Raw genomic sequence first — 20069 nt, forward strand, 5'->3', positions numbered from 1 at the left:
CGTTCGACGCGGCGACGCGACGATCGCATCGCCTCACATCTCCACCACGCGCCATCGGCTCGGCACAAACTCTGGGTCAGGACCAGGAGAATTCGTCATGCCACCGAGACGGTACAACACGGAGTGCAACTTGAAGGTATAGAACCCCGCGCGCCGGACTGTCCAATCCCCGGCGCCGATTTGATCCAGCGCAAGTGCAGATGTCACAAGTGGTGGTGCACTTTCGCTGCTTCCTGCATATCACGCTTGAGAAGGCGGTTCGGACGAATCCGGCTCCAGGCCACTGGCGCGAGCAAAGGTGAGAATGACCTGACGCAGAATCTGGCGCTGCTCGTCGGGCAAGCCGCGGTAGACCCGCAGCACCTCGTCCTCCTCGCCGCCGACCGCGATTTCCCAGGTCGCCCGGGATGGCTGCGAGCCGCTGGCGGCTCGAGCACCATAGCGCAGATAGTGCGGCTCCAACCCGAGCCATCCTGCCAGCACCTGAAGCTTCTCCTGAGCCGGGACCGACTCACCGCGCAGCCAGCGCCTGACGCCCTGGAACGTCATTGGCGCGCCCCAGTAGCGCAGATTGAACTCCCGCTCCAGCACCGAGGGGCGTGGTTCGTAACCGGCGGCAGTCAGCGCCGCTCTCAAGCGCTCGGCAAACAAGGTTTTTTCATCCATGGGATATAACTTGAACCGTTAATTAAAATTCAGCTGCATCTCTGTTTAACCCGCTATTGAAGTGTCGATTAAACGAAGACGCGTCTTTGGACGCGCTACCCGGCACCCGCTGGCGCGCCGAGATCGCGACGCGAACGCGTTCTCACCGCGACGAAGGTATGTCCCATCACCTCGCGAGCCCCGAGACGACGGGTAATCATCCAGCGCCATTCAGTCTCGGCGGCGAGTAGAGGTGAGGCGCGACGCGTTCGTCAGCTTAGAAAGATTTGACGTAGACACCACAAATTCGTGGAATTCGTCGCGACAAGCCCCGGGGAGGCGTGAAGGGTCGGGAGCGCGCTCGCCGACCACCAGGCCGAATAGCCGCCCCCCTTCAGGCTCATCGGCTGCAAGTGCTATCGGCTGCAATGGTCGCGGGCCATCAGATCGACGGCCCGGAGGGAAGTATGGCCGTCAGTGGCCGTGTCGGCGCCGGTGCAGCGCACGTACCTGCTGGTCGAACCCGGCCACTGGCCCCTCGACTTGAAGCCCGGGGACCACCGCGGTGATCGGCAGCGGCGCCACCGGCGGCACCGCCTGGCCCAGCTCGCCGAGCCAGGTCATCAGCTGCGCTGCCGAACTGGCGTAGACGATCCGCCCCAGCCCTACCCAGCCATGCGCCGCGGCGCACATCGGACAGTGCTCGCCGGAGGTGTAGACGGTAGCCGCGGCGCGCGCTTCGGGGGAGAGATGCTCCGCCGCCCAGCGCGCCAGGGCGAACTCCGGATGGCGGGTGGCATCGCCGCCGGAGATACGATTGCGGTCCTCGGCCAGCAACTCGCCGGTGTCACTCACCAGCACGCTGCCGAAGGGCTCGTCGCCGGCCTCCAGCGCAGCCTCGGCCAGGGCCACCGCGCGCGCCAGGAAGCGCGTCTGTTGGCTGTCGCTCATGGGGTCTCCTCACAGCGGATGGGAAAGCGTGCCAGCCCGAAGGCGGCGAGTTCCGGCGCCCGCGTGCCGTGTGATAGCCACTCGCCGAGCACCTCGCCCATCACGCTCGCGAACTTGAAGCCGTGGCCGGAGAAACCGCCAGCGACCACCAGCCCCGGTAGCGGCTCGTCGATCAGGAAGTGCTCGTCGGGAGTCCGGATGTACTGGCATACGGCGCCGTGGCGCAGTGCACCGACGCCGGGCAGATAGCGCGCGATCACCTGCGCCAGCTCGGGTATGTCGTCCGGGTGCTGACCGAACGGCAGCAGCGGCTCCCCCGGTGCCAGCGGCTGGCCGGCGTCATGGCGGCCGAGCTTGAATCCGGCACCATCGATATCGGGAAAGCCGTAGTAGATACCCAGCTCGTCATCGGTGAGACTGAACCCCGGAAAGCGCTCACGCTGATAGCGCGCATCCGCGCTGTACCAGGCGAAAGTCTTGCGCACCCGTGTCAGCGGCAGCCTCACTCCAAGCGGCGCCAGCAGCCCGGCCAGGTGTTGACCGCAGGCCGCCAGCACGCGCCGTGCACCGAAGCAACGGCCATCGGCGCAGCGGGCCAGGTAACCGCCCGCCGGTAGCGCCTCTAGCGCAACCACCCGAGCGCCGGTGGCCAGTGTCACGCCGGTTTGACGCGCCAGGCGCCGGCGCCAGCAAGCGAGGATACGCTCGACCCGCAGCACCCCGGCACGCGCCTCGAAGGCGCCGACATGGGTCTCGCTCAATGCCTCACGACCGCTGCGCCAGCCGGGCCAGCGGCGCGCCACGCCGTGGCCATCGAGCTGCTCCAGCGGCAGCGCGTGGTCCCGCGCGCTGGCCGCGACCTGACGCATGAAGGACGCGGTCGCCGGGCCGAGGTTGAGCACCCCGGTCGGCAACAGCAGCGACTCACCGGTCTCGCGTTCGAGCCGTTGCCAGCCCGCCCAGGCGCGCTGGGCCAGCGCCACGTAGCCGCCGCCTTCACCATAGGCGAGCCGGATCAGTCGCGTCTCACCATGGTGGGCACCCTGATCGTGGGGCGGGTCATGGGCGTCCAGCACCTGTACCGACCCCGCACCGCTCGCGGCCAGATGATCGGCCGCCGCCAGCCCCATACTGCCGCCGCCGATGATCAGCAGCTCCGAGTGTGTCGCCTGTGTCATGCCTTATCTTGTCCTTTCACAACCGGGGGACGGCGTGGGCCTATCCGACGTCAGGCCGCCGGCTCCTGAGCCACCGCCGCGTCACTCGAGCGCGCTTCGCTACGCGCGATGATCGCACTGCCGGTCAAGTCACCGGTGACGTTTAGCGCGGTGCAGCCCATGCCCACCAGCGCATCGATCGAGGTCAGCAGCGCCACCGTCTCGATCGGCAGGCCGACCTGGGCGAACACCGTGGCGATCATCACGATACCCGCCCCCGGCACCCCGGCGGTACCGATCGAGGTCAGGGTGCCGATCAGTACGATCTCGAGCATGTCGGTGAGATCGAGCGGGATACCCGCGACGTTGGCGGCGAACACCGCCGAGATCGCGATGCGGATCGCGGCGCCATCCATGTTGACGGTCGCCCCCAGCGGCAGGCTGAAGGCATAGAGACTGCGCGGCAGCCCCAGGCGCTGCGCCGCGTTGAGCGTCAGCGGCAGCGTGCCGCTGCTGCTCTGGGTGGCGAAGGCGGTCGCCATCGGCGTGCGCGCCTCGCGGAAGAAGGCCCCGAGACGCACCCCGAACCCCTTCATCAGCACGCAGTAGAGCAGCAGATGCACGGCCAGCGCCAGGTAGAGCACCAGCACCATGCTGCCGAGGGAGAGAATCGTGCCCAGCCCCTGCTTGGCTACGGTGCCGGTGACGATGGCGAAGACCCCGATCGGCACGAACTGCAGCACCCCGGCCATCACCTTCATGGTCACCGCGTTGAGCCCTTCGATCACCCCATAGAGCTTCTCCGCCAGCTCGCCCTGGGTCCTGTCATCGGACTGGGCATCGCCTTGCGTTGCCGCCCCGCGCTGGCGCAGCTTGAGCAGCGCGATCCCGAACACGAAGGCGGTGAAGATGATCCCCAGCAGATTGGGCTCCGCCAGCGCAGCGACGATATTGCTGGGCACGATCGACAGCAGCACGCTGACGATGCCGGGATTGTCCGGGACCGCGACGCTGGCACTGTCATCGAGGGTCATGCCACTGCCCGGCGAGAGCAGCGAGGCGACGGCCAGCCCGACCACGATCGCCAGCGCCGAGGTCACCACGTAGTAGACGAACACCTTGCCGCCCATGCGCCCGAGCCGCCCCAGCTCGGCCTGATTGATGCCCACGATCAGCGTGAACAGCACGATGGGGACGATCAGAAACTTGAGCAGGCGCAGCAGCTGATCGCCCAGCGGCGCCACCCAGGCGGCCAGGGTCTCGCCGCCCAGCAAGCCGGCAGCGAGACCCAGCACCAGGGCGATGGTGACACGCAGAATCAGAGAAGCGTCGAGGTAGACGCGAAAGAGTGACGTCATGGGCAGGCCCTATTGATGGGTGAAACGCGATGGGTGAAGCGCGATGAGCGACGAGCGATGGGTGACGAACGCGCCGGCGCGCGACACCAGGCCGCTGGCCGAATGGACATATTATCGACGCATATTCCATTCGTCCGCCAATCCCGGCCGCCAACCTGGACCGGCTTCGGGATCGCGGCCCCGGATACGCAAAACCCGGCCAGGAGGCCGGGTCACAAGAGAGCAGGCGCCGGGTTCAGCCGCCGAGCTTGTCCTGGGTGCGGGTATCGAAATCGCTGGCGTCGTGACGCTCGTGGAGCTGGCTGGACGGTTCGCCGAAGGTACGGTTGACCATCCGCCCGCGCTGCACCGCCGGACGCGCATCGATCTCCTTGGCCCAGCGCTGCACGTGGGTGTAGCTCTCGACCTGCAGGAACTCCGCCGCGTCGTAGAGCCGCCCCAGGGCGAGCTGGCCATACCAGGACCAGTTGGCGATATCGGCGATGGTGTATTCGTCACCGGCCAGATAGCGCGACTCGGCCAGACGCCGGTCGAGCACGTCGAGCTGGCGCTTGGTCTCCATGGTGAAGCGGTCGATCGGATACTCCAGCTTCTCCGGCGCGTAGGCGTAGAAGTGGCCGAAACCGCCACCCAGATAGGGCGCGCTGCCCATCTGCCAGAACAGCCAGTTGAGGGTCTCCACCCGCGTGGCGGTGTCTTGGGGCAGGAAGGCGCCGAACTTCTCCGCCAGATGCAGCAGGATCGAGCCGGACTCGAAGACTCGCAGCGGCTTGTCCCCGCTGTAGTCCATCAGCGCCGGGATCTTGGAGTTGGGGTTGACCTCGACGAAGCCGCTGCCGAACTGATCGCCCTCGCCGATATTGATCAGCCAGGCGTCGTATTCGGCGTCCTTGCCCAGCGCCAGCAGCTCCTCGAACATCACCCCAGCCTTGACCCCGTTGGGGGTGGCCAGCGAGTAGAGCTGGAAAGGATGCTTGCCCACCGGCAGCGCTTTCTCGTGGGTGGGCCCGGCCACCGGCCGGTTGATGCTGGCGAACTTGCCGCCGCTCTCTTTGGGTTCCCAGACCTTGGGAGGGGTATAGTCGCTCATCACAGCTCCTTGACAACAAGGGGTCTCGACGACGCCGTCATCACGGCCTCGCCATCGTGTGATAAAAACATAGCGTGTTAAAGGTTTCTCGGCCAGACGCCTCCCGGCCACGTCCACGTCCACGTCCACGTCCACGTCCACGTCCACGTCCACGTCCACGGATCGGGCAGCAGTCAGCTCTAGCACGCCGTTCACAACCGCTGGACGAAGGGGCCTGTCCGGTGGCAGGCCGTCACGAAGACACTGTAGCCCCTCCCTGGGCGCTACCTTTGCCATCCCTGGCAAAGCAACCTCGCGTTGCCCTACCCCCGGCACCCATCACCGGAGGGGCTGGACATGGGCGCTCAGGGTGCCGCCTCTCCGAGGCAGTGCTCGGACACGGGGTCCGGCACCAGGGTGTCACTCATGCAGACCCAAGTCATGCCGGCGAGCTCATCCTGCTCGTCGAAGCGCGGATAGGGGTTCAAGGTCAGGCTCTGGCCAGCCAGCCGACCGCCGACGAAGGTGTATTCGAGCTCACCTTCGCTGCCGAGTTCGAGCGTGGCCGGCACGGCGGTATCGCTGTGGCGGCTGTCGAGCCCCAACTGATCCAGCGTCGAGGGCCACTCCATCTCGCGCAGCGTGAACGCGGTGAGCGCTTCCCGATCCGAGTCGGTCTGTTCGATGAAGCTCGTCAGCTGCGCCGTGGACTGATACTGCTGAAACGCCTGCACGCCCACCACCGCCGCGACGGCGATGATCACCACGAACACCAGCGCACCGGCGCCACCGAGCCCGGGTACCCGCGGGCAAAACGCCGCGAAACACCAGGCCAGCAGGTGGCGGCGCGGCTGCGAAGGCGTCTCGCCCCGGGCAAGCTGGAGGATCGCGTGGGCCCGTTTGGCGGTCCAGGGGTAGTCGCCGATCAACTCGTTCAGCGAGGCCCAGAACCCCTTGACGTCGTGGCGCTGGGCGGCGAACACCTCGAGATCGAGGCTGGCACGGCGCGAACCGCCAGCCGCCAGCGCCGACATGGCGGCAAAGGCCGCGTCCGGGTCCGGGCAACAGGCCAGCCCGTGTCGGTCGCAGGTGTACTCGCATGCGCGACGGTAGGCGGCTCCCAGCAGCGGCAACCAGGCCGCGATCGCGACCACGAGCCCTTTACTCAGATGCCCGCGCCGAATGTGCCCCAGCTCGTGACCGATATAGAAGCGCAGCGCTTCCGGCCGATCTTCCAGCGCATCGACCACCGAGGAAAACAGCACCACATAGTGGCGACGCAGGAAGCGGGTGGCGAGCGCGTTGAACAGCCCATCGGCATGCAACAGATAGGCTTCGGGCGGCCGCTCTATGCCCACGATCCGGCAGCAGTCTTCGATATCCGCCGCCAGTGCAGGGAACTGCTGCGCGCTGATGCGCACCCCATTGCCACGGATCGTGGAGATGAACGCCGATTGCGCGAACAGAGCGACCACCCAGATGAACAGCAGATAGAGCAACAGCAGGCCCATCGACACGACGAAGAGCACCGCCCATAGCGTGACGGCAATCACCATGAGCACGGCGAAGCGTCGCCGCTCCCCCGGGTAGATCAGAGAAAATGGCATTAATGTTCCCTAGTATTCGTATTTTTCTGGATCGGCGTGCTGGCGGGCAGGCGCAATCAGATTAGGTGTCAGGCCATGGTGGACCACGGCGCAGCAGCAACGAAGCGCGCAGCGCATCGCTGCCGGGCTGAATCGTACCCCGAGTTTTAGGCAAGCTCCATGCAGACTTGACCAAGCCGCGCCGATCACGATCGCCAAGTAGCGACGGACGCTTCGAGCCCGGCCGCCATGCAGGCACGCCTGTTACCGGAGCGCCTCGCGCCGGTTGGGCGGGACGAGCCCATGGCGGCGCATGCGCCGGTAGAGCGTCGGCCGGGATACGCCCAGCTGGCGCGCTACCTGGCTGACGTTCCAGCCCGCCTGGGCCAGAGCACGCGCCAGTGACTCGGCCTCGGCCGGCGCGTCGTCGCTGTCATGCCTTGACTGGGTCGTCGTGGGTGTCGCCGATGTCGGGGAGAGGGGTGGCGCTGCGACCCGATCGGCGCGGCAGCCCTCGGGCAGGTCGTGCACGGTGATCGCATCCCCTTCGCGGGTGGCGAGGGCGAATGCCAGCGCACTCTTGAGCTGGCGCACATTGCCTGGCCAGGGGGCGTCGAGCAGCGCGTTCATGGCATCGCCACGCAGAGGTGCCGAGGCGCCCTGCTCGGCGGCCAGGGCAGCGAGCAGACGCTGGATAAGGTAGCGACGGTCGGCACGCTCGCGCAGGGGCGGCAGCACCAGCTCGGCGCCGTTGAGGCGGTAGTAGAGATCCTCGCGGAAGCGGCCCTCGGCGATCAGCGCAGCGAGGTCGCGATGGGTAGCGGTGACCACGCGCAGCGCCACCTTGACCGGCCGTTCCGCCCCCAACGGCATCACCTCCTGCTCGGCCAGCACTCGTAATAGACGGCTCTGCAGCGCCAGCGGCATGTCACCGATCTCATCGAGGAACAGCGTGCCGCCATCGGCCTGCGGGATCAGACCGCGCATCCCCTTGGGGTTGCCACCGGTGAAGGCCCCGGGCAAATAGCCGAACAGCTCGCTCTCGATCAGCGACTCGGGAATCGCCGCACAGTTGACCGCAACGAAGGGGCCTGCGGCACGGTCGCCGCTGGCGTGCAGCGCGCGCGCCAGCAGCTCCTTGCCGGTGCCGGTCTCGCCTCGAATCAGCACATTGAGCGGCTGCCGGCAGAGCCGCCGGGCCAGACTCAGCAGCCGCTGCATCGCCGGGTCATCCCCCGCCAGGCGATCCAGGGCCGGCGTCGAGGTGGGCGCCACCGGATCGTGGGACGCGGTGGCGGCGTCAGTCGCGATGTCCGTCGCAATATCAGTCGCGATGCCACTTGCCATGTCTCTCGTGGTGCCGGTCATCATCGCGTCACGCTGCCGCGCACGCCCACCGCGCGGCTCGACCAGCGCAGCGAAGCGGATATCACCGCTGGCACGCAAACGCAGGGCGCGCAGCTGGTCCGGCTCGCAGCGTGGCAGCGCCAGCAGATCGTCCAGTTCGGCCTCGAACAGCTGGGTCACCCAGGTCGGTGCCGGCGGCGTGCGCTGGGCGTGGGCGGCGATCAGTGCCCGCCCCTCACCGTTGGCGGCGAGTACCCGCCCTTGCGGGTCGAAGGCGAGCAGACCGCGCCCGTTGAAATGGACGAAAGCGCGGGTGGTATCGAAGCGCAGAATGGTGGTGTCGCGATAGCGATGCAGGAAGTAGGCGTCCTCGATCATTCGCGCGTAGAGCGTGACCAGCGGCAGGGCAAAGCTCTGACTCTCCAGGCCACGCGGTGACTGCAGCGCCGAGATATCGAGCACCGCGATAGGCCGCCCCTGGGGGTCGTGGATCGGCGCCGCGGTACAGGTGAGCGCGATATGGGTGGCATCGAAGTGCTCGCGCTGATGGCAGGTCAGGGCGCGCGCCTCGTGGATACAGGTGCCCACGGCGCAGGTGCCGGCATGGCGCTCGTCCCAGTCGGCGCCGAGATAGAGCCCGGCGCGCCGCAGCGCGGCATCCTGCGCCGGATGACCGCGAAAGTCGACGGTGACCCCGTGCCGGTCGGTCAGCAGCAGGACATAGCCCATCGGCGCGACCTGGGCGAAGAGCTGGTCGACCCCGGCCCGGGCAACATACAGGAGCTCATCGACCGGCTCGCGCGAGTCGACCAGCGCCTCGTGGGTCAGCACCCGTACCGGCTGCGGGCGGCTGGGGTCGAGCCGGTAGTCATCGACGCAGCGCCGCCAGGAGCGCTGGATGATCTCGCGCCCCGCCAGCGCCTCGCGCCCCTCACCCAGACGCGCCACCGCAGCAATGTGCTGGCGCTGTGCTTGTTCGAACCTGCCCGCCTTGGTCAAGCCGAGTTCCATACCGATGCCTCCTGCCGATGGCCCGCTGCCAGCACGCGTGTGGGCGCCAAGCCGGCGCGCGACGGCCACTCTGGTCTTCAGACTACGCTCTCGCGGCTGGCTGACGCCCTTGTCCGTTGGTCGCAGCGGCGCTATCTGGCGTGACAGCTGTCACAGGCGACGTCACAGCTGTTACGCCCCAGCGTTACACCCGCAACATCGGCGCGCTCATGCCGCGCCCTCGGCATGACCGCCCTTCGCGCAAAACGCCTTGTTATCAGCCACTTGAGTCATAAGACCAAAGCACTAGCACGGCCTGGCACGCTCGCTGCACCGCTTGATCGCCACGCCCGATCCGGGCCAGCACGTCGCCACCGGCAGCCTCGGTGGCAGCGCTCGATAGCAACAGCTCAGAGCAACCATCGATAACAACGACAGGAGCAGCCCATGCCAGCATCCACCCCGACCCAGCAGGCCGCACAGTGGCTGGCGGATTTCGACGCCGCCCTGCGCGCCGGCGATATTCCCCGTGCCACCGCGCTGTTTCGTGCCGACGGCTACTGGCGCGATCTGGTCGCCTTCACCTGGAATCTGAAGACCCTGGAGGGCCGCGCCGAGATCGCCGCGATGCTCGAGGCCACCCTGGCGCGTACCGCCCCCAGCCAGTGGCAGCTCGACGGCGAAGCCAGCGAGAGCGATGGTGTGATCGAAGCCTGGTTCACCTTCGCCACCGGGGTCGCCACCGGCAAGGGGCTGCTGCGCCTGAAGGCGGGCCAGTGCTGGACCCTGCTGACCACGATGCAGGCGCTCAAGGCGTACCCCGAACCGCGCGGCCACAACCGCCCCAAGGGCGCCGAGCATGGTGCCAACAAGGCGCGCGAGACCTGGCGCGAGGCGCGTGAACGCGAAGCCGCCGAGCTGGGTATCACCCGCCAGCCCTACTGTCTGATCATCGGCGGCGGCCAGGGTGGCATCGGCCTCGCCGCCCGCCTGCGCCAGATGAACGTGCCGACCTTGGTGGTCGACAAGCACGAACGCCCAGGCGATGCCTGGCGCAAGCGCTACAAGTCGCTGTGCCTGCACGACCCGGTGTGGTACGACCACTTGCCCTATCTGCCCTTCCCGGACAACTGGCCGGTGTTTGCGCCCAAGGACAAGATCGGCGACTGGCTGGAGATGTACACAAGGGTGATGGAGCTCAACTACTGGTCCAGTACCGAGTGCGAGAGCGCCAGCTTCGATGAAGCCAGCGGCGAATGGACGGTGAAGGTGGTCCGCGACGGAGAGCCGTTGACGCTCAAGCCCAAGCAGCTGGTCCTCGCCACCGGCATGTCCGGCGTCCCCAACGTACCGCACTTCCCCGGGGCCGACGACTTCGCCGGCGAGCAGCACCACTCCAGCCGTCACCCCGGCCCCGATGCCTATCGCGGCAAGCGCGTGGTGGTGATCGGCGCCAACAACTCGGCCCACGACATCTGCGCCGCGCTGTGGGAGAACGACGCCGACGTCACCATGGTGCAGCGCTCCTCGACCCATATCGTCAAGTCCGACTCGCTGATGCAGCACGCCCTCGGCCCGCTCTATTCCGAGGAGGCGCTGGCCAGCGGCATCACCACCGACAAGGCGGATCTGATCTTCGCCTCGATCCCTTACCGCCTGCTGCCCGACTTCCAGCGCCCCGCCTTCGACGCCATCCGCGAGCAGGACGCCGACTTCTACCGGCGTCTCGAACGGGCAGGCTTTCTGCTCGACTTCGGCGCCGACGACTCGGGCCTGTTTCTCAAGTACCTGCGCCGGGGCTCCGGCTACTACATCGACGTCGGCGCCAGCGAACTGGTCGCCAGCGGCGAGATCAAGCTGCGCAGCGGGGTCGACGTGGCCCGTATCAACCGCCACTCGGTGAGCCTGAGCGACGGCAGCGAACTGCCCGCCGATCTGATCGTCTACGCCACCGGCTACGGCTCGATGAACGGCTGGGCGGCCAAGATCATCTCGCAGGAGGTCGCCGACAAGGTCGGCAAGTGCTGGGGAATGGGCTCGGACACCCCCAAGGACCCCGGCCCCTGGGAGGGCGAGCTGCGCAACATGTGGAAGCCGACCCAGCAGCCGGCGCTGTGGTTCCACGGCGGCAACCTGCACCAATCACGCCACTACTCGCACTATCTGGCGCTGCAGCTGAAGGCACGTCTCGAAGGCATCGAGACACCGGTCTACGGATTGCAGCCAGTCCATCACCTGGCGTGATCGCCAACCCACAGCAGCAGGAGACGATGAGATGAGTGAACAGCACATGAAGGCGGCCCGCTGGTACCAGGCGCGCGATATTCGCGTCGAGCAGATCGCGGTCCCGGCCCTTAACGACCCGCACCAGGTCAAGGTAAAGGTCGCCGCCTGTGGCATCTGTGGCAGCGACCTGCACGAGTACGCCGCCGGGCCGATCTTCATCCCGGTGGGCTCGCCACACCCGTTGAGCCATGACCAGGCGCCCATCGTCATGGGCCATGAATTCGCCGGCGAGGTGGTCGAGGTGGGCAGCGCAGTGACCCGGGTAGCGGTCGGTGACCGCGTGGCGATCGAGCCGATTCTCTCGCCCCACCGCGACGGCGCCTATCTGATGGAGCGCTATAACTTGAGCCCGCAGCTGGGTTTCCACGGGCTCTCAGGCGGCGGCGGCGGCTTCGCCGAGTACACGGTGGTCGGCGAGCACATGGTGCATCGGCTACCCGATGGGCTCTCCTTCGAGCAGGGCGCGCTGGTCGAGCCCGCCGCGGTCGGCCTGCATGCGGTGCGTCAGAGTTCGCTCAAGGCGGGCGACAGCGCGGTGGTGTTCGGCGCCGGGCCGATCGGGCTGATGGTGATCGAGTCGCTCAAGGCCGCCGGCGCGGCGTCGATTCACGCGGTCGAGGTCTCGGCCGCACGCAAGCAGCGCGCCAGCGACTTGGGCGCGGTCGTGCACGACCCCACAGAGGGCGACATCGTCGAGCGGCTGATCGCGGCCAGTGACGGCGGCTTCGACATCGCCTTCGAGGTCACCGGCCTGCCCGCGGTGCTCAACCAGGCGATCGCCAGCACCCACGCCGGCGGCGAGACGGTAATCGTCAGCATCTGGGAGTCGGAAGCAGCGATCCATCCCAACCAACTGGTGATCCAGGAGCGCACGCTCAAGGGCATCATCGCCTATCGCCATATCTACCCCGCAGTGATCGCGCTGATGCAGCAGGGCTACTACCGCGCCGAGGATCTGGTGACCGCGCGCATCGCCCTGGATGACGTGGTCAGCCAGGGGTTCGAGGCGCTACTCGCCGACAAGGCGCAGGTGAAGATCCTGGTCGACCCCAGCGCGTGAGTCGAGGCACTGACGGGCGTGGCTTTGGCGTATGGAGCGAGGCCACGCTCGCCCATCCTCAGAATTCGCCGCTGCTGCAGGTTTTCTTGCCATCATCGTAGAGACACTCCGTCCACTGGACCTTCATCGCGTCGCTCTTGGCGGAGGTCCATGCGAAGTCGACCGTCCTGTCCAGGCGGCCATCGCGGATGTCGCGCTGGGTATAGGTGCCGGAGCAGTCCGGACGTTCGAGGAATTGAATGGTACCGCCATCGCTGCTTTCGGCCCGGTAATGCTCCGTGCCGTCGGCATCCCGTGTCAGTTCGTGATCGGTGGTCTCGCCGTCCCCGGTCACCGACATCATGACCCTGTTGTAATCGCTGTCTCCGATGGTCATCCGGTATACGCTATCGTCCTTCTGGCTCCGCACGACATAGCTCAGTTGCCCATCGTCCATCGTCACGTCTTCCAGCGTCGCCCTGTCACCGAACGCCATCGACATGCTTTCGCAACCGTCTTGTACATACATGTCGTGATCGCACAGGGCAGTGGCCAACGAGAAGAAGAAACTGTTCATGGGCAGCAGGACGAACATCCCCATCATTCGCGACTCTTCAATCTGCGCCCCGAGCGCCTCCATGGAGGCGGAATCGCCAGGCTCTTCGAGCCTATCCACCTTTTTCTCCATCGCCGGGTAGGTAGGGGAATCCAGCGATACCAAGGGTGCCCCGTCGGCCGGATCGAAGTCCGGCGCAAGGCATGACTTCAACGCACGTTCACCCACCTCAGCCGACGCATTCAGGCTAGCGCCGGCAATGCCCATCAAGCCCACGGACAACAGGTGGCGTATTGTCGGTCTGCGCATGGCGTTCCACCCACTCTGATCGACGTCAAACGATCGGCAACATTTGAAATACGAAACATAATCAATACGAGTAACGCCAGGCAATGGCACTTTCGGGCCATGACCTCGGCGCGCGGCCTCGGTGAGACAGCATCAATGACAGCCTGGCCGGCACCGATCGGCCGAATGAGCGTCTCGAGCGGCATGCGACGCGCTATCGACTAAAGTTTTAGAAACGCCAGCCGAAAACATAGTTAGCAGAGAAATTATACGTAAAACAACTATAAGCCCACCTCTCCCTGCTGCTACCTCCAAAAGCTGAATATCAATAGGGAACATTTCTCATGAGGCATGTCATTCAACACCTCTCGATGAAGGCCAAATTCCTGCTTGTGCTCGCGCTCCCCATCCTGGCGATGCTCTACTTCGCCATCGAAGGAACGATCGAGCGACAGCGGGTCGCCACAGAAATGGATCGGCTCTACACCTCGGCCTCGCTGGCTCAGCAGGCCGGCAATCTGGTTCACGAGCTGCAACGTGAGCGTGGCATGACCGCCGGGTTCCTCGGCAGTCAGGGGAAAATTTTCGGCAAGCGCTTGCAAGCGCAACGCAGCGCGTCCGATCAGCGTGTCACTCGTCTGCTCGACACCCTGACCACGATCGACCGCCAGCAGCTCAGTCAAGCAGCCGACGCCAGCCTCGCCGAAGCGGAGGAGGATCTCAGTGAACTTTCGACCATGCGCCAACGCGTGGACACTTTGCAGATCCCGCTCGCTCAGGCCCTGTCTTACTACACCGGGGTCGACAATGCGCTGATCAGGCTGGCCGGCCAGCTCGGCCACCAGACTGGCAATGCCGACATCGCCAGACGCCTGACCGCCTACTATGAACTACTGAAAGCCAAGGATCTGGCAGGGATCGAGCGCGCCCTGCTGGCCAACACCTTCGCCGCCGACCGGATGACGGACGCCACCTACCGCCGCTTGCTACGCCTGTTGGGCACCGAATCCGCGGCCCTGGACAGTTTCCAGGTACTGGCCCGCCCGGCACTCGTCGAACGCTACCGCCAGGCACTGTCCGGCCCCGAGATCGATCGTCTCGACAAGCTGCGCCAACTCGCCATCGATCGCGCCAGCCAGGGCGGCTTCGGCGTCGACCCGCAGCAGTGGTTCGACTGGCAGACTGTTAAGCTCGACCGTCTGAAGCAGGTCGAGGATGCGGCAGCAGCCGGTATTCTCGAGCAGACCGATCAACTGCGGGCCGCGGCACGCGGCGACCTGTGGGTCTACATCGCCGTGGCCCTGGCCGTTCTGCTGCTCGCCCTGACGCTGGCCCTGCTCGTCGAGCGCAGCATCCTCGGGCCGCTGACGCGTAACCTGCAGGCGATCCGTGCTCGCGGCGGCGACCTGACCCAGCGCCTCGAAGCAACCGGTAGCGACGAACTGGCAGATCTCTATCGGGCCTTCAATCGCGCCACCGCAGATATGGAAGTCCTGGTCGCCGGCATTCACGGCAACGCCCGGTCCATCGGTCTGGCCAGCGGCGAAATCGCCCAGGGCAATCAGAACCTGGCCCAGCGCACCGAAGAGCAGTCGGCATCGCTGGTGGAGACCGCCTCGAGCATGGAACAGATCACCTCGACCGTGCACAACACGGCCCAGCATGCCGCCGAGGCGCGTACCCTGGCCACGCAGGTCGCCGAACAGGCCGTCCAGGCCCAGGCCATCGCGGATCAGGCGCGTGACGCCATGCAGGCCATCCATGCGGCTAACCAGACCGTTACCACCATCGTCGGCGCCATCGACGGCATCGCCTTCCAGACCAACCTGCTGGCCTTGAACGCCTCGGTCGAAGCCGCCCGCGCCGGCGAACACGGCAGGGGCTTCGCCGTGGTGGCCAGCGAAGTACGCCAGCTGGCCGGCCGCAGTGCCGACGAAGCCAAGCGGATCCGTGACCACATTGCCCACAACGTCGCCACCATCGACAGCGGCAACGAGCTGGTCTCGACGACCCACGACACCCTCGCCGAGATCGTCGCGCGCATCGAGAAGGTGTCGTCACTGGTAGCGGATATCTCGCATGCCGCCAAGGAGCAGTCCGGCGGTATCGAGCAGATCAACCAGGCCATGGCGCAGCTCGACGAGGTCACCCAACACAACGCCGCTCTGGTCGAACAAGTCGCCGCCGCCAGCCACTCGCTGAACGAGCAGGCCAGCGACATGGTGGCCAGGGCCGAGCATTTCACCGTCGGCCAAGACGGGGACGCCATACCTGCCGAGCTAGTGCCTGAGATCGCGGAAAGCCACCGACGCCAGGCGCTCGCGCAAGCCTGCTGAGTACGGGCCGGTCAGGCGACGACTGCCTGACCGGCCAGCTGCCCTCCGTCATCACCGCGAGTCTGATAACCTAGAATCATGAAAGCTTCATGGCGCCAGCGTCGATCGGACCGATGCCGGCCACCACACCGGGCACAGTGACGCGCCCAGCCCCGAGACAAGGAGCTCTACGCCATCCCCATGCCGTCCCGTTGTCACGTTATCGCCATTCGCCAACCATGAGCGACAAACGGCTGTTCCGGTCGCTCAGGGTCTACAACTACCGCCTGTGGGCCGCCGGCGCGCTGATCTCCAACACCGGCACCTGGATGCAACGCGTCGCCCAGGACTGGCTGGTGCTCACCGTGCTGACCCAGCACAACGCCAGCGCCGTGGGGATCACCATGGCGCTGCAGTTCGGCCCCCAGCTACTGCTGCTGCCGCTCACCGGCTACGCCGCCGACCGTTGCAACCGGCGCCGCCTGATCCTGCTCACTCAGGCGCTGCTCGGCCTGCTCGCGCTGGGGCTCGGTGTGGTCACCCTCACCGGCGTGGTCACACTGTGGCAGGTCTACGCCTTCGCCCTGGGGCTGGGCTGCGTCAGCGCCTTCGATGCCCCGGCACGCCAGACCTTCGTCAACGATCTGGTCGGCGAGAAGTACCTCTCCAATGCGGTGGCGCTCAACGCCACCTCGTTCAACGCCGCACGCATGGTCGGCCCCGCCGTGGCCGGTTTGCTGATCGCAGCGATCGGCACCGGCTGGGTGTTCATCGTCAACGCCATCTCGTTTGCCGTGGTGCTGGGGTCGCTCGGCCTGCTGCGCGTCAGCGAGCTCTACCCCACTCCGCGTCCGCCGCGCCAGGCCGGCGGCCTGACCGAAGGGTTTCGCTACGTGTGGCGGCGCCGGGACCTGATGGCAATCCTGCTGATGCTGTTCCTGATCGGCACCTTCGGCTTCAACTTCCCGATCTATATCTCGACCATGTCGGTCAGCGTCTTTCACGGCGATGCCGGCCAGTACGGTCTCTTGACCTCCTGCCTGGCGGTCGGCTCGGTGGTGGGCGCGCTGCTCGCCGCCCGGCGTGAGCGCCCACGGGTGCGTCTACTGTGCATCGCCACCCTGAGCTTCGGCCTCTTCTGTGGCGTGGCGGCGTTCGCCCCCAACGTCTATCTGTTCGCCGCGGCGTTGACGCTCATCGGCCTCTCCGCGCTGACCTTCATGACCGCGGCCACCGCGCTGATGCAGCTCGCCACCGAACCGATGATGCGCGGGCGCATCATGGCACTGCGGATCGCGGTGACCATGGGCGGCACGCCGGTCGGCGCCCCCATCGTCGGCGCCATTGCCGATCACGCCGGCCCGCGCTGGGCCCTCGGGGTGGGCGCCGTGTCAGGGCTCGTCGCCGCGGCGATCGGCGCACGCCTGATGCTCGAAACGCGTCGCCGTCGCCAGCGTCAGCCCACCCAAGAGATGACCTGAACCGCACTCACACCATGCCGCCGTTGACGCGCAGGATCTGGCCATGCACCCAGCGCCCCTGGGGCCCGGCGAGGAAGGCCACGACATCGGCGATCTCCTCGGGCTGGCCCAGGCGCTCGAACGGCGAGAGCGCGGCGATGTTAGCGACCTGCTCGTCGCTCTTGCCAGCGAAGAACATCTCGGTGGCCACCGGCCCCGGCGCCACGGCATTGACGCTGATCCCGCGCCCGCGCAGCTCGTTGGCGAGCACCCGCACCAGCCCTTCGACGCCGGCCTTGCTGGCGATATAGGCGCCATAGCCGGGGAAAGACTTGCCCAGCACCGACGACGAGAAGGCGATGATACGCCCGCCTTCGCTGAGGCTTTCGGCGGCCCGGGCCATCACCAGCCAGCTGCCACGCAGATTGGTCGCCAGGGTACGGTCGAGAATCGCCAGGTTGTCGCTGGTCACATGCCCCATCTCCAGCACACCCGCGCTGTGGACCACCACGTCGAGGCGGCCGAAGGCCTCCCGCGCGGTCGTGAACAGCTGTTCCACCGCCACCGGGTCGGCAATATCGGCCTGTACCGCCAGCGCCCGGCCGCCCGCAGCTTCTATTTCTGCGACGGTCTCCTCGGCGCGCCGGATATTGCCGGCATAGTTGACGACCACGGCGAAGCCCTCGGCCGCCAGCTTGCGTGAAACGGCGTAGCCGATGCCGCGGGAACCGCCGGTGACGATGGCCACACGCTGATCGGTGTATGGCGTATTGGCATGACTCATGATCTGGCTCCTTGGATAGCGATGTCAGGGACGTATGCCCGACAGAGGTGTTACCTGCGGAACCAGTATCGAGGTTCATACTTGGCAAATAATCGCCGCCATACTGGCAACACCATTCAACCTGACATAACAATTGCCATGGACCGCTTCGACGCCCTGACGCTGTTCACCCGTATCGTCGAGACCGGCAGCTTCACCCGCGCCGCCAACGGCCTCGGCATCCCCCGAGCTAGCGCCACCCTGGCCATCCAGCAGCTCGAAGCGCGCCTGGGCGCCCGTCTGCTGGCGCGCACCACCCGTCAGGTGCACCCCACGCCGGAGGGCGCGGCCTTCTACGAACGCTGCGTACAGCTGCTCGCCGACCTCGAAGAGGCGGAGGCGGCGCTGGGCCCGGTCGCCGCAAGCCCGGCCGGCACCCTGCGCGTCGAGATGCACGGCGTGCATGCGCGGTACATCGTGCTGCCCCATATCCAGGCGTTTCGCGCACGCTATCCCAAGCTCGATGTGGTGCTGACCAGCGGCGACCGCCGCGTCGACCTGGTGGGTGAAGGCATCGACTGCGCCCTGCGCGCCGGCGAGCCGGCGGACTCCAGCCTGATCGGCCGCCGGCTCGCCGAGCTGCCCCAGGCGATCTGCGCCAGCCCCGCTTATCTGGACCGAGCCGGCCGGCCCCGTCACCCGGAAGAGCTGGTACAGCATCAGGTGGTGCGTTTCTTCTCCGGCAGCAACGCTGCGGACGACACCCTCGATCTGCTCATCGACGGGCGAATACAAGGGTTCGCGGCCGGCGGCTGGCTAACCGTCAACGACGCCGGGAGCTACGTGGAAGCCGCCCGCCAGGGCTGCGGGTTGATCCAGCTACCGCGCTTTCATATCGAGGAGCAGCTGGCCCAGGGTGTGCTCGAAGAGGTACTGGGCGAGTGGGAGAAGCCGCGCCTGACGCTGTGGGCGGTCTACCCGCAGCGGCGCCAGCTCGCCGCTCGGGTGCGGGTGTTCATCGACTGGGTGAGCGAGCTCTACGCGGTGCGCTTTCCCGTCTGAGCGGCCAGCGGCGGCGTGGGCGTGGGCGTGGGCGTGACCAGCAGCTCGAACCGGCGATGGAAATCGGCCATGCGGGCGACCAGCGCCGCGCGCGCGATCAGGTAATCCGTCAGCGTGAGCCGCTTGCCATGCTCGGCCGATCCCGTTTCATCAGGCGCCCTGGCTGTCAGGACCGTGATAGACAAACATCGCGGAAAACCGCTCAAACGCGCAAATCCCACGACTCGGCGACATCGATCAGCCGGTGAACGGCGGGCAGGCTGGCGTCACGTCGCCAGACCAGCATCAGCGGCAGCGCCATGTCGAGATCCTCGAGCGGATGCGAGACCACCCCGGCGGGCGCACCCGCCATGGTCATCTCGGGCAGGATGGTGCAACCCATACCCGCGGCGACCAGACAGAGCATGGTGGCGTTGTCGGTCCCCTCCTGGACCACGTGCGGCGTGAAGCCGGCACGTTGAAACGCGTGAATCAGTCGATCGTGATAGGTCGGGGTCGCGCTGCGGTCGAACCAGATGAAATCCTCGCCGTTCAGCGCCGCCAGGCGACGCGGCGGGTGCTGAGCCAGACGGGAGCCAGCCCGCGCGACCAGTACCAGACGATCTTCATACAGCGGGTGATAGCAGAGGCCAGGATCGTCTTCCGGCGGAAAGAACAGGATACCCGCATCCAGTTGATCACGACGCAGTGCCTCGATCTGCGGGCCCGACAGCAGCGAGACCACCTTCAAGGTGACGGCGGGATACTGGTGACGAAAGTCATTCAGCAACTGGGTGATCCGGGGGACCCAGAGATGCATGACCGTCACCCCTAGCCGCAGTTGCCCCATCTGCCCTTCGGACACCCGACGAGCGTTGCGCTTGGCCTGTTCGAACTGGCTCAGCAGTCGGCCCACATCACGGTGGAAGGCTTCGCCCGCCGCGGTCAGGGTCACCCCCCGGCGGGAGCGATGCAGCAAGGGCGCTCCGACGCTCTCCTCGAGCAGCTGGAGCTGGCGGGTCAGCGCCGGCTGTGCCAGTGGCAGGGAAATCGCCGCCGCGGAGATCGAGCCCTCCTCCACGACGGCCATGAAGTAACGCAGCTGCTTGAAGTCCATGGCGGGCTCCGATTCGGCGAATCACACCGCGGCTATCCTAGACGGACCTGACGACGGCCGCCGGCGATTCTCCCGACCGCCATTGACAGCCTCAGCGGCCA

General features: G+C 66.6%; 16 protein-coding genes. 5 read left to right on the forward strand and 11 right to left on the reverse strand.

Annotation, left to right across the window (positions count from 1 at the left end; translation table 11 throughout):
• Positions 1–240: 240 nt before the first annotated feature.
• The 7 genes from ABV408_RS14885 to ABV408_RS14915 all read right to left on the reverse strand — a co-directional run bounded on the left by ABV408_RS14885 (position 241) and on the right by ABV408_RS14915 (position 9124).
• Positions 241–666 (reverse strand): transcriptional regulator, encoded by a 426-nt coding sequence (locus ABV408_RS14885; RefSeq protein ID WP_353979683.1) that lies wholly within the window; start codon positions 664–666, stop codon positions 241–243.
• 453 nt (positions 667–1119) lie between these two features.
• Positions 1120–1596, reverse strand: a complete 477-nt coding sequence (locus tag ABV408_RS14890; protein WP_353979684.1) for a nucleoside deaminase — start codon at positions 1594–1596, stop codon at positions 1120–1122.
• A complete protein-coding gene (gene solA / locus ABV408_RS14895; RefSeq protein ID WP_353979685.1) occupies positions 1593–2774 on the reverse strand; it encodes an N-methyl-L-tryptophan oxidase in 1182 nt (393 codons plus the stop codon). Before solA ends, ABV408_RS14890 begins: the two co-directional genes overlap by 4 nt.
• 50 nt (positions 2775–2824) lie before the next feature.
• Positions 2825–4111, reverse strand: coding sequence for a dicarboxylate/amino acid:cation symporter (locus tag ABV408_RS14900; RefSeq protein ID WP_353979686.1), 1287 nt, complete (start codon positions 4109–4111; stop codon positions 2825–2827).
• Between the two features lie 235 nt (positions 4112–4346).
• A complete protein-coding gene (gene yghU, locus ABV408_RS14905) occupies positions 4347–5201 on the reverse strand; it encodes a glutathione-dependent disulfide-bond oxidoreductase (protein ID WP_035474857.1) in 855 nt (284 codons plus the stop codon).
• A 344-nt stretch (positions 5202–5545) separates the two neighbouring features.
• On the reverse strand, positions 5546–6787 hold the full coding sequence (locus tag ABV408_RS14910; RefSeq protein WP_353979687.1) for a M48 family metallopeptidase: 1242 nt from the start codon (positions 6785–6787) through the stop codon (positions 5546–5548).
• A gap of 243 nt (positions 6788–7030) precedes the next feature.
• Positions 7031–9124: a sigma-54-dependent Fis family transcriptional regulator gene (locus ABV408_RS14915; RefSeq protein WP_353979688.1), complete on the reverse strand. Its 2094-nt coding sequence runs from the start codon at positions 9122–9124 to the stop codon at positions 7031–7033.
• Positions 9125–9550: 426 nt separating this feature from the next.
• Here ABV408_RS14915 and ABV408_RS14920 point away from each other — a divergent pair, with 426 nt between their 5' ends.
• The gene (locus ABV408_RS14920; protein ID WP_353979689.1) at positions 9551–11347 is read left to right on the forward strand and encodes an NAD(P)/FAD-dependent oxidoreductase; all 1797 of its coding nucleotides are present in this window, start codon (positions 9551–9553) and stop codon (positions 11345–11347) included.
• 31 nt (positions 11348–11378) lie between these two features.
• Positions 11379–12449 (forward strand): 2,3-butanediol dehydrogenase, encoded by a 1071-nt coding sequence (locus ABV408_RS14925; protein ID WP_353979690.1) that lies wholly within the window; start codon positions 11379–11381, stop codon positions 12447–12449.
• Positions 12450–12507: 58 nt separating this feature from the next.
• On the opposite strand, the gene ABV408_RS14930 is transcribed toward ABV408_RS14925, so the two are convergent.
• Positions 12508–13293 (reverse strand): hypothetical protein, encoded by a 786-nt coding sequence (locus tag ABV408_RS14930; protein ID WP_353979691.1) that lies wholly within the window; start codon positions 13291–13293, stop codon positions 12508–12510.
• A gap of 323 nt (positions 13294–13616) precedes the next feature.
• Here ABV408_RS14930 and ABV408_RS14935 point away from each other — a divergent pair, with 323 nt between their 5' ends.
• Positions 13617–15608: a nitrate- and nitrite sensing domain-containing protein gene (locus ABV408_RS14935; protein WP_353979692.1), complete on the forward strand. Its 1992-nt coding sequence runs from the start codon at positions 13617–13619 to the stop codon at positions 15606–15608.
• A gap of 218 nt (positions 15609–15826) precedes the next feature.
• The gene (locus ABV408_RS14940) at positions 15827–17068 is read left to right on the forward strand and encodes an MFS transporter (protein WP_353979693.1); all 1242 of its coding nucleotides are present in this window, start codon (positions 15827–15829) and stop codon (positions 17066–17068) included.
• A 7-nt stretch (positions 17069–17075) separates the two neighbouring features.
• On the opposite strand, the gene ABV408_RS14945 is transcribed toward ABV408_RS14940, so the two are convergent.
• Complete coding sequence (locus ABV408_RS14945; protein WP_353979694.1) at positions 17076–17831, reverse strand: SDR family oxidoreductase; 756 nt, start codon at positions 17829–17831, stop codon at positions 17076–17078.
• A gap of 138 nt (positions 17832–17969) precedes the next feature.
• Between ABV408_RS14945 and ABV408_RS14950 the strand changes: the two genes are divergently transcribed.
• Positions 17970–18872, forward strand: a complete 903-nt coding sequence (locus ABV408_RS14950; RefSeq protein ID WP_353979695.1) for a LysR family transcriptional regulator — start codon at positions 17970–17972, stop codon at positions 18870–18872.
• Here ABV408_RS14950 and ABV408_RS14955 read toward each other — a convergent pair.
• Positions 18848–19078, reverse strand: coding sequence for a hypothetical protein (locus tag ABV408_RS14955; RefSeq protein ID WP_353979696.1), 231 nt, complete (start codon positions 19076–19078; stop codon positions 18848–18850). The two genes, ABV408_RS14950 and ABV408_RS14955, sit on opposite strands and share 25 nt — an antisense overlap.
• Positions 19075–19968 (reverse strand): LysR family transcriptional regulator, encoded by an 894-nt coding sequence (locus tag ABV408_RS14960; protein ID WP_353979697.1) that lies wholly within the window; start codon positions 19966–19968, stop codon positions 19075–19077. Before ABV408_RS14960 ends, ABV408_RS14955 begins: the two co-directional genes overlap by 4 nt.
• Between the last annotated feature and the right edge of the window lie 101 nt (positions 19969–20069).

It is taken from the genome of Salinicola endophyticus, from assembly GCF_040536835.1.
Classification (GTDB): domain Bacteria; phylum Pseudomonadota; class Gammaproteobacteria; order Pseudomonadales; family Halomonadaceae; genus Salinicola; species Salinicola endophyticus_A.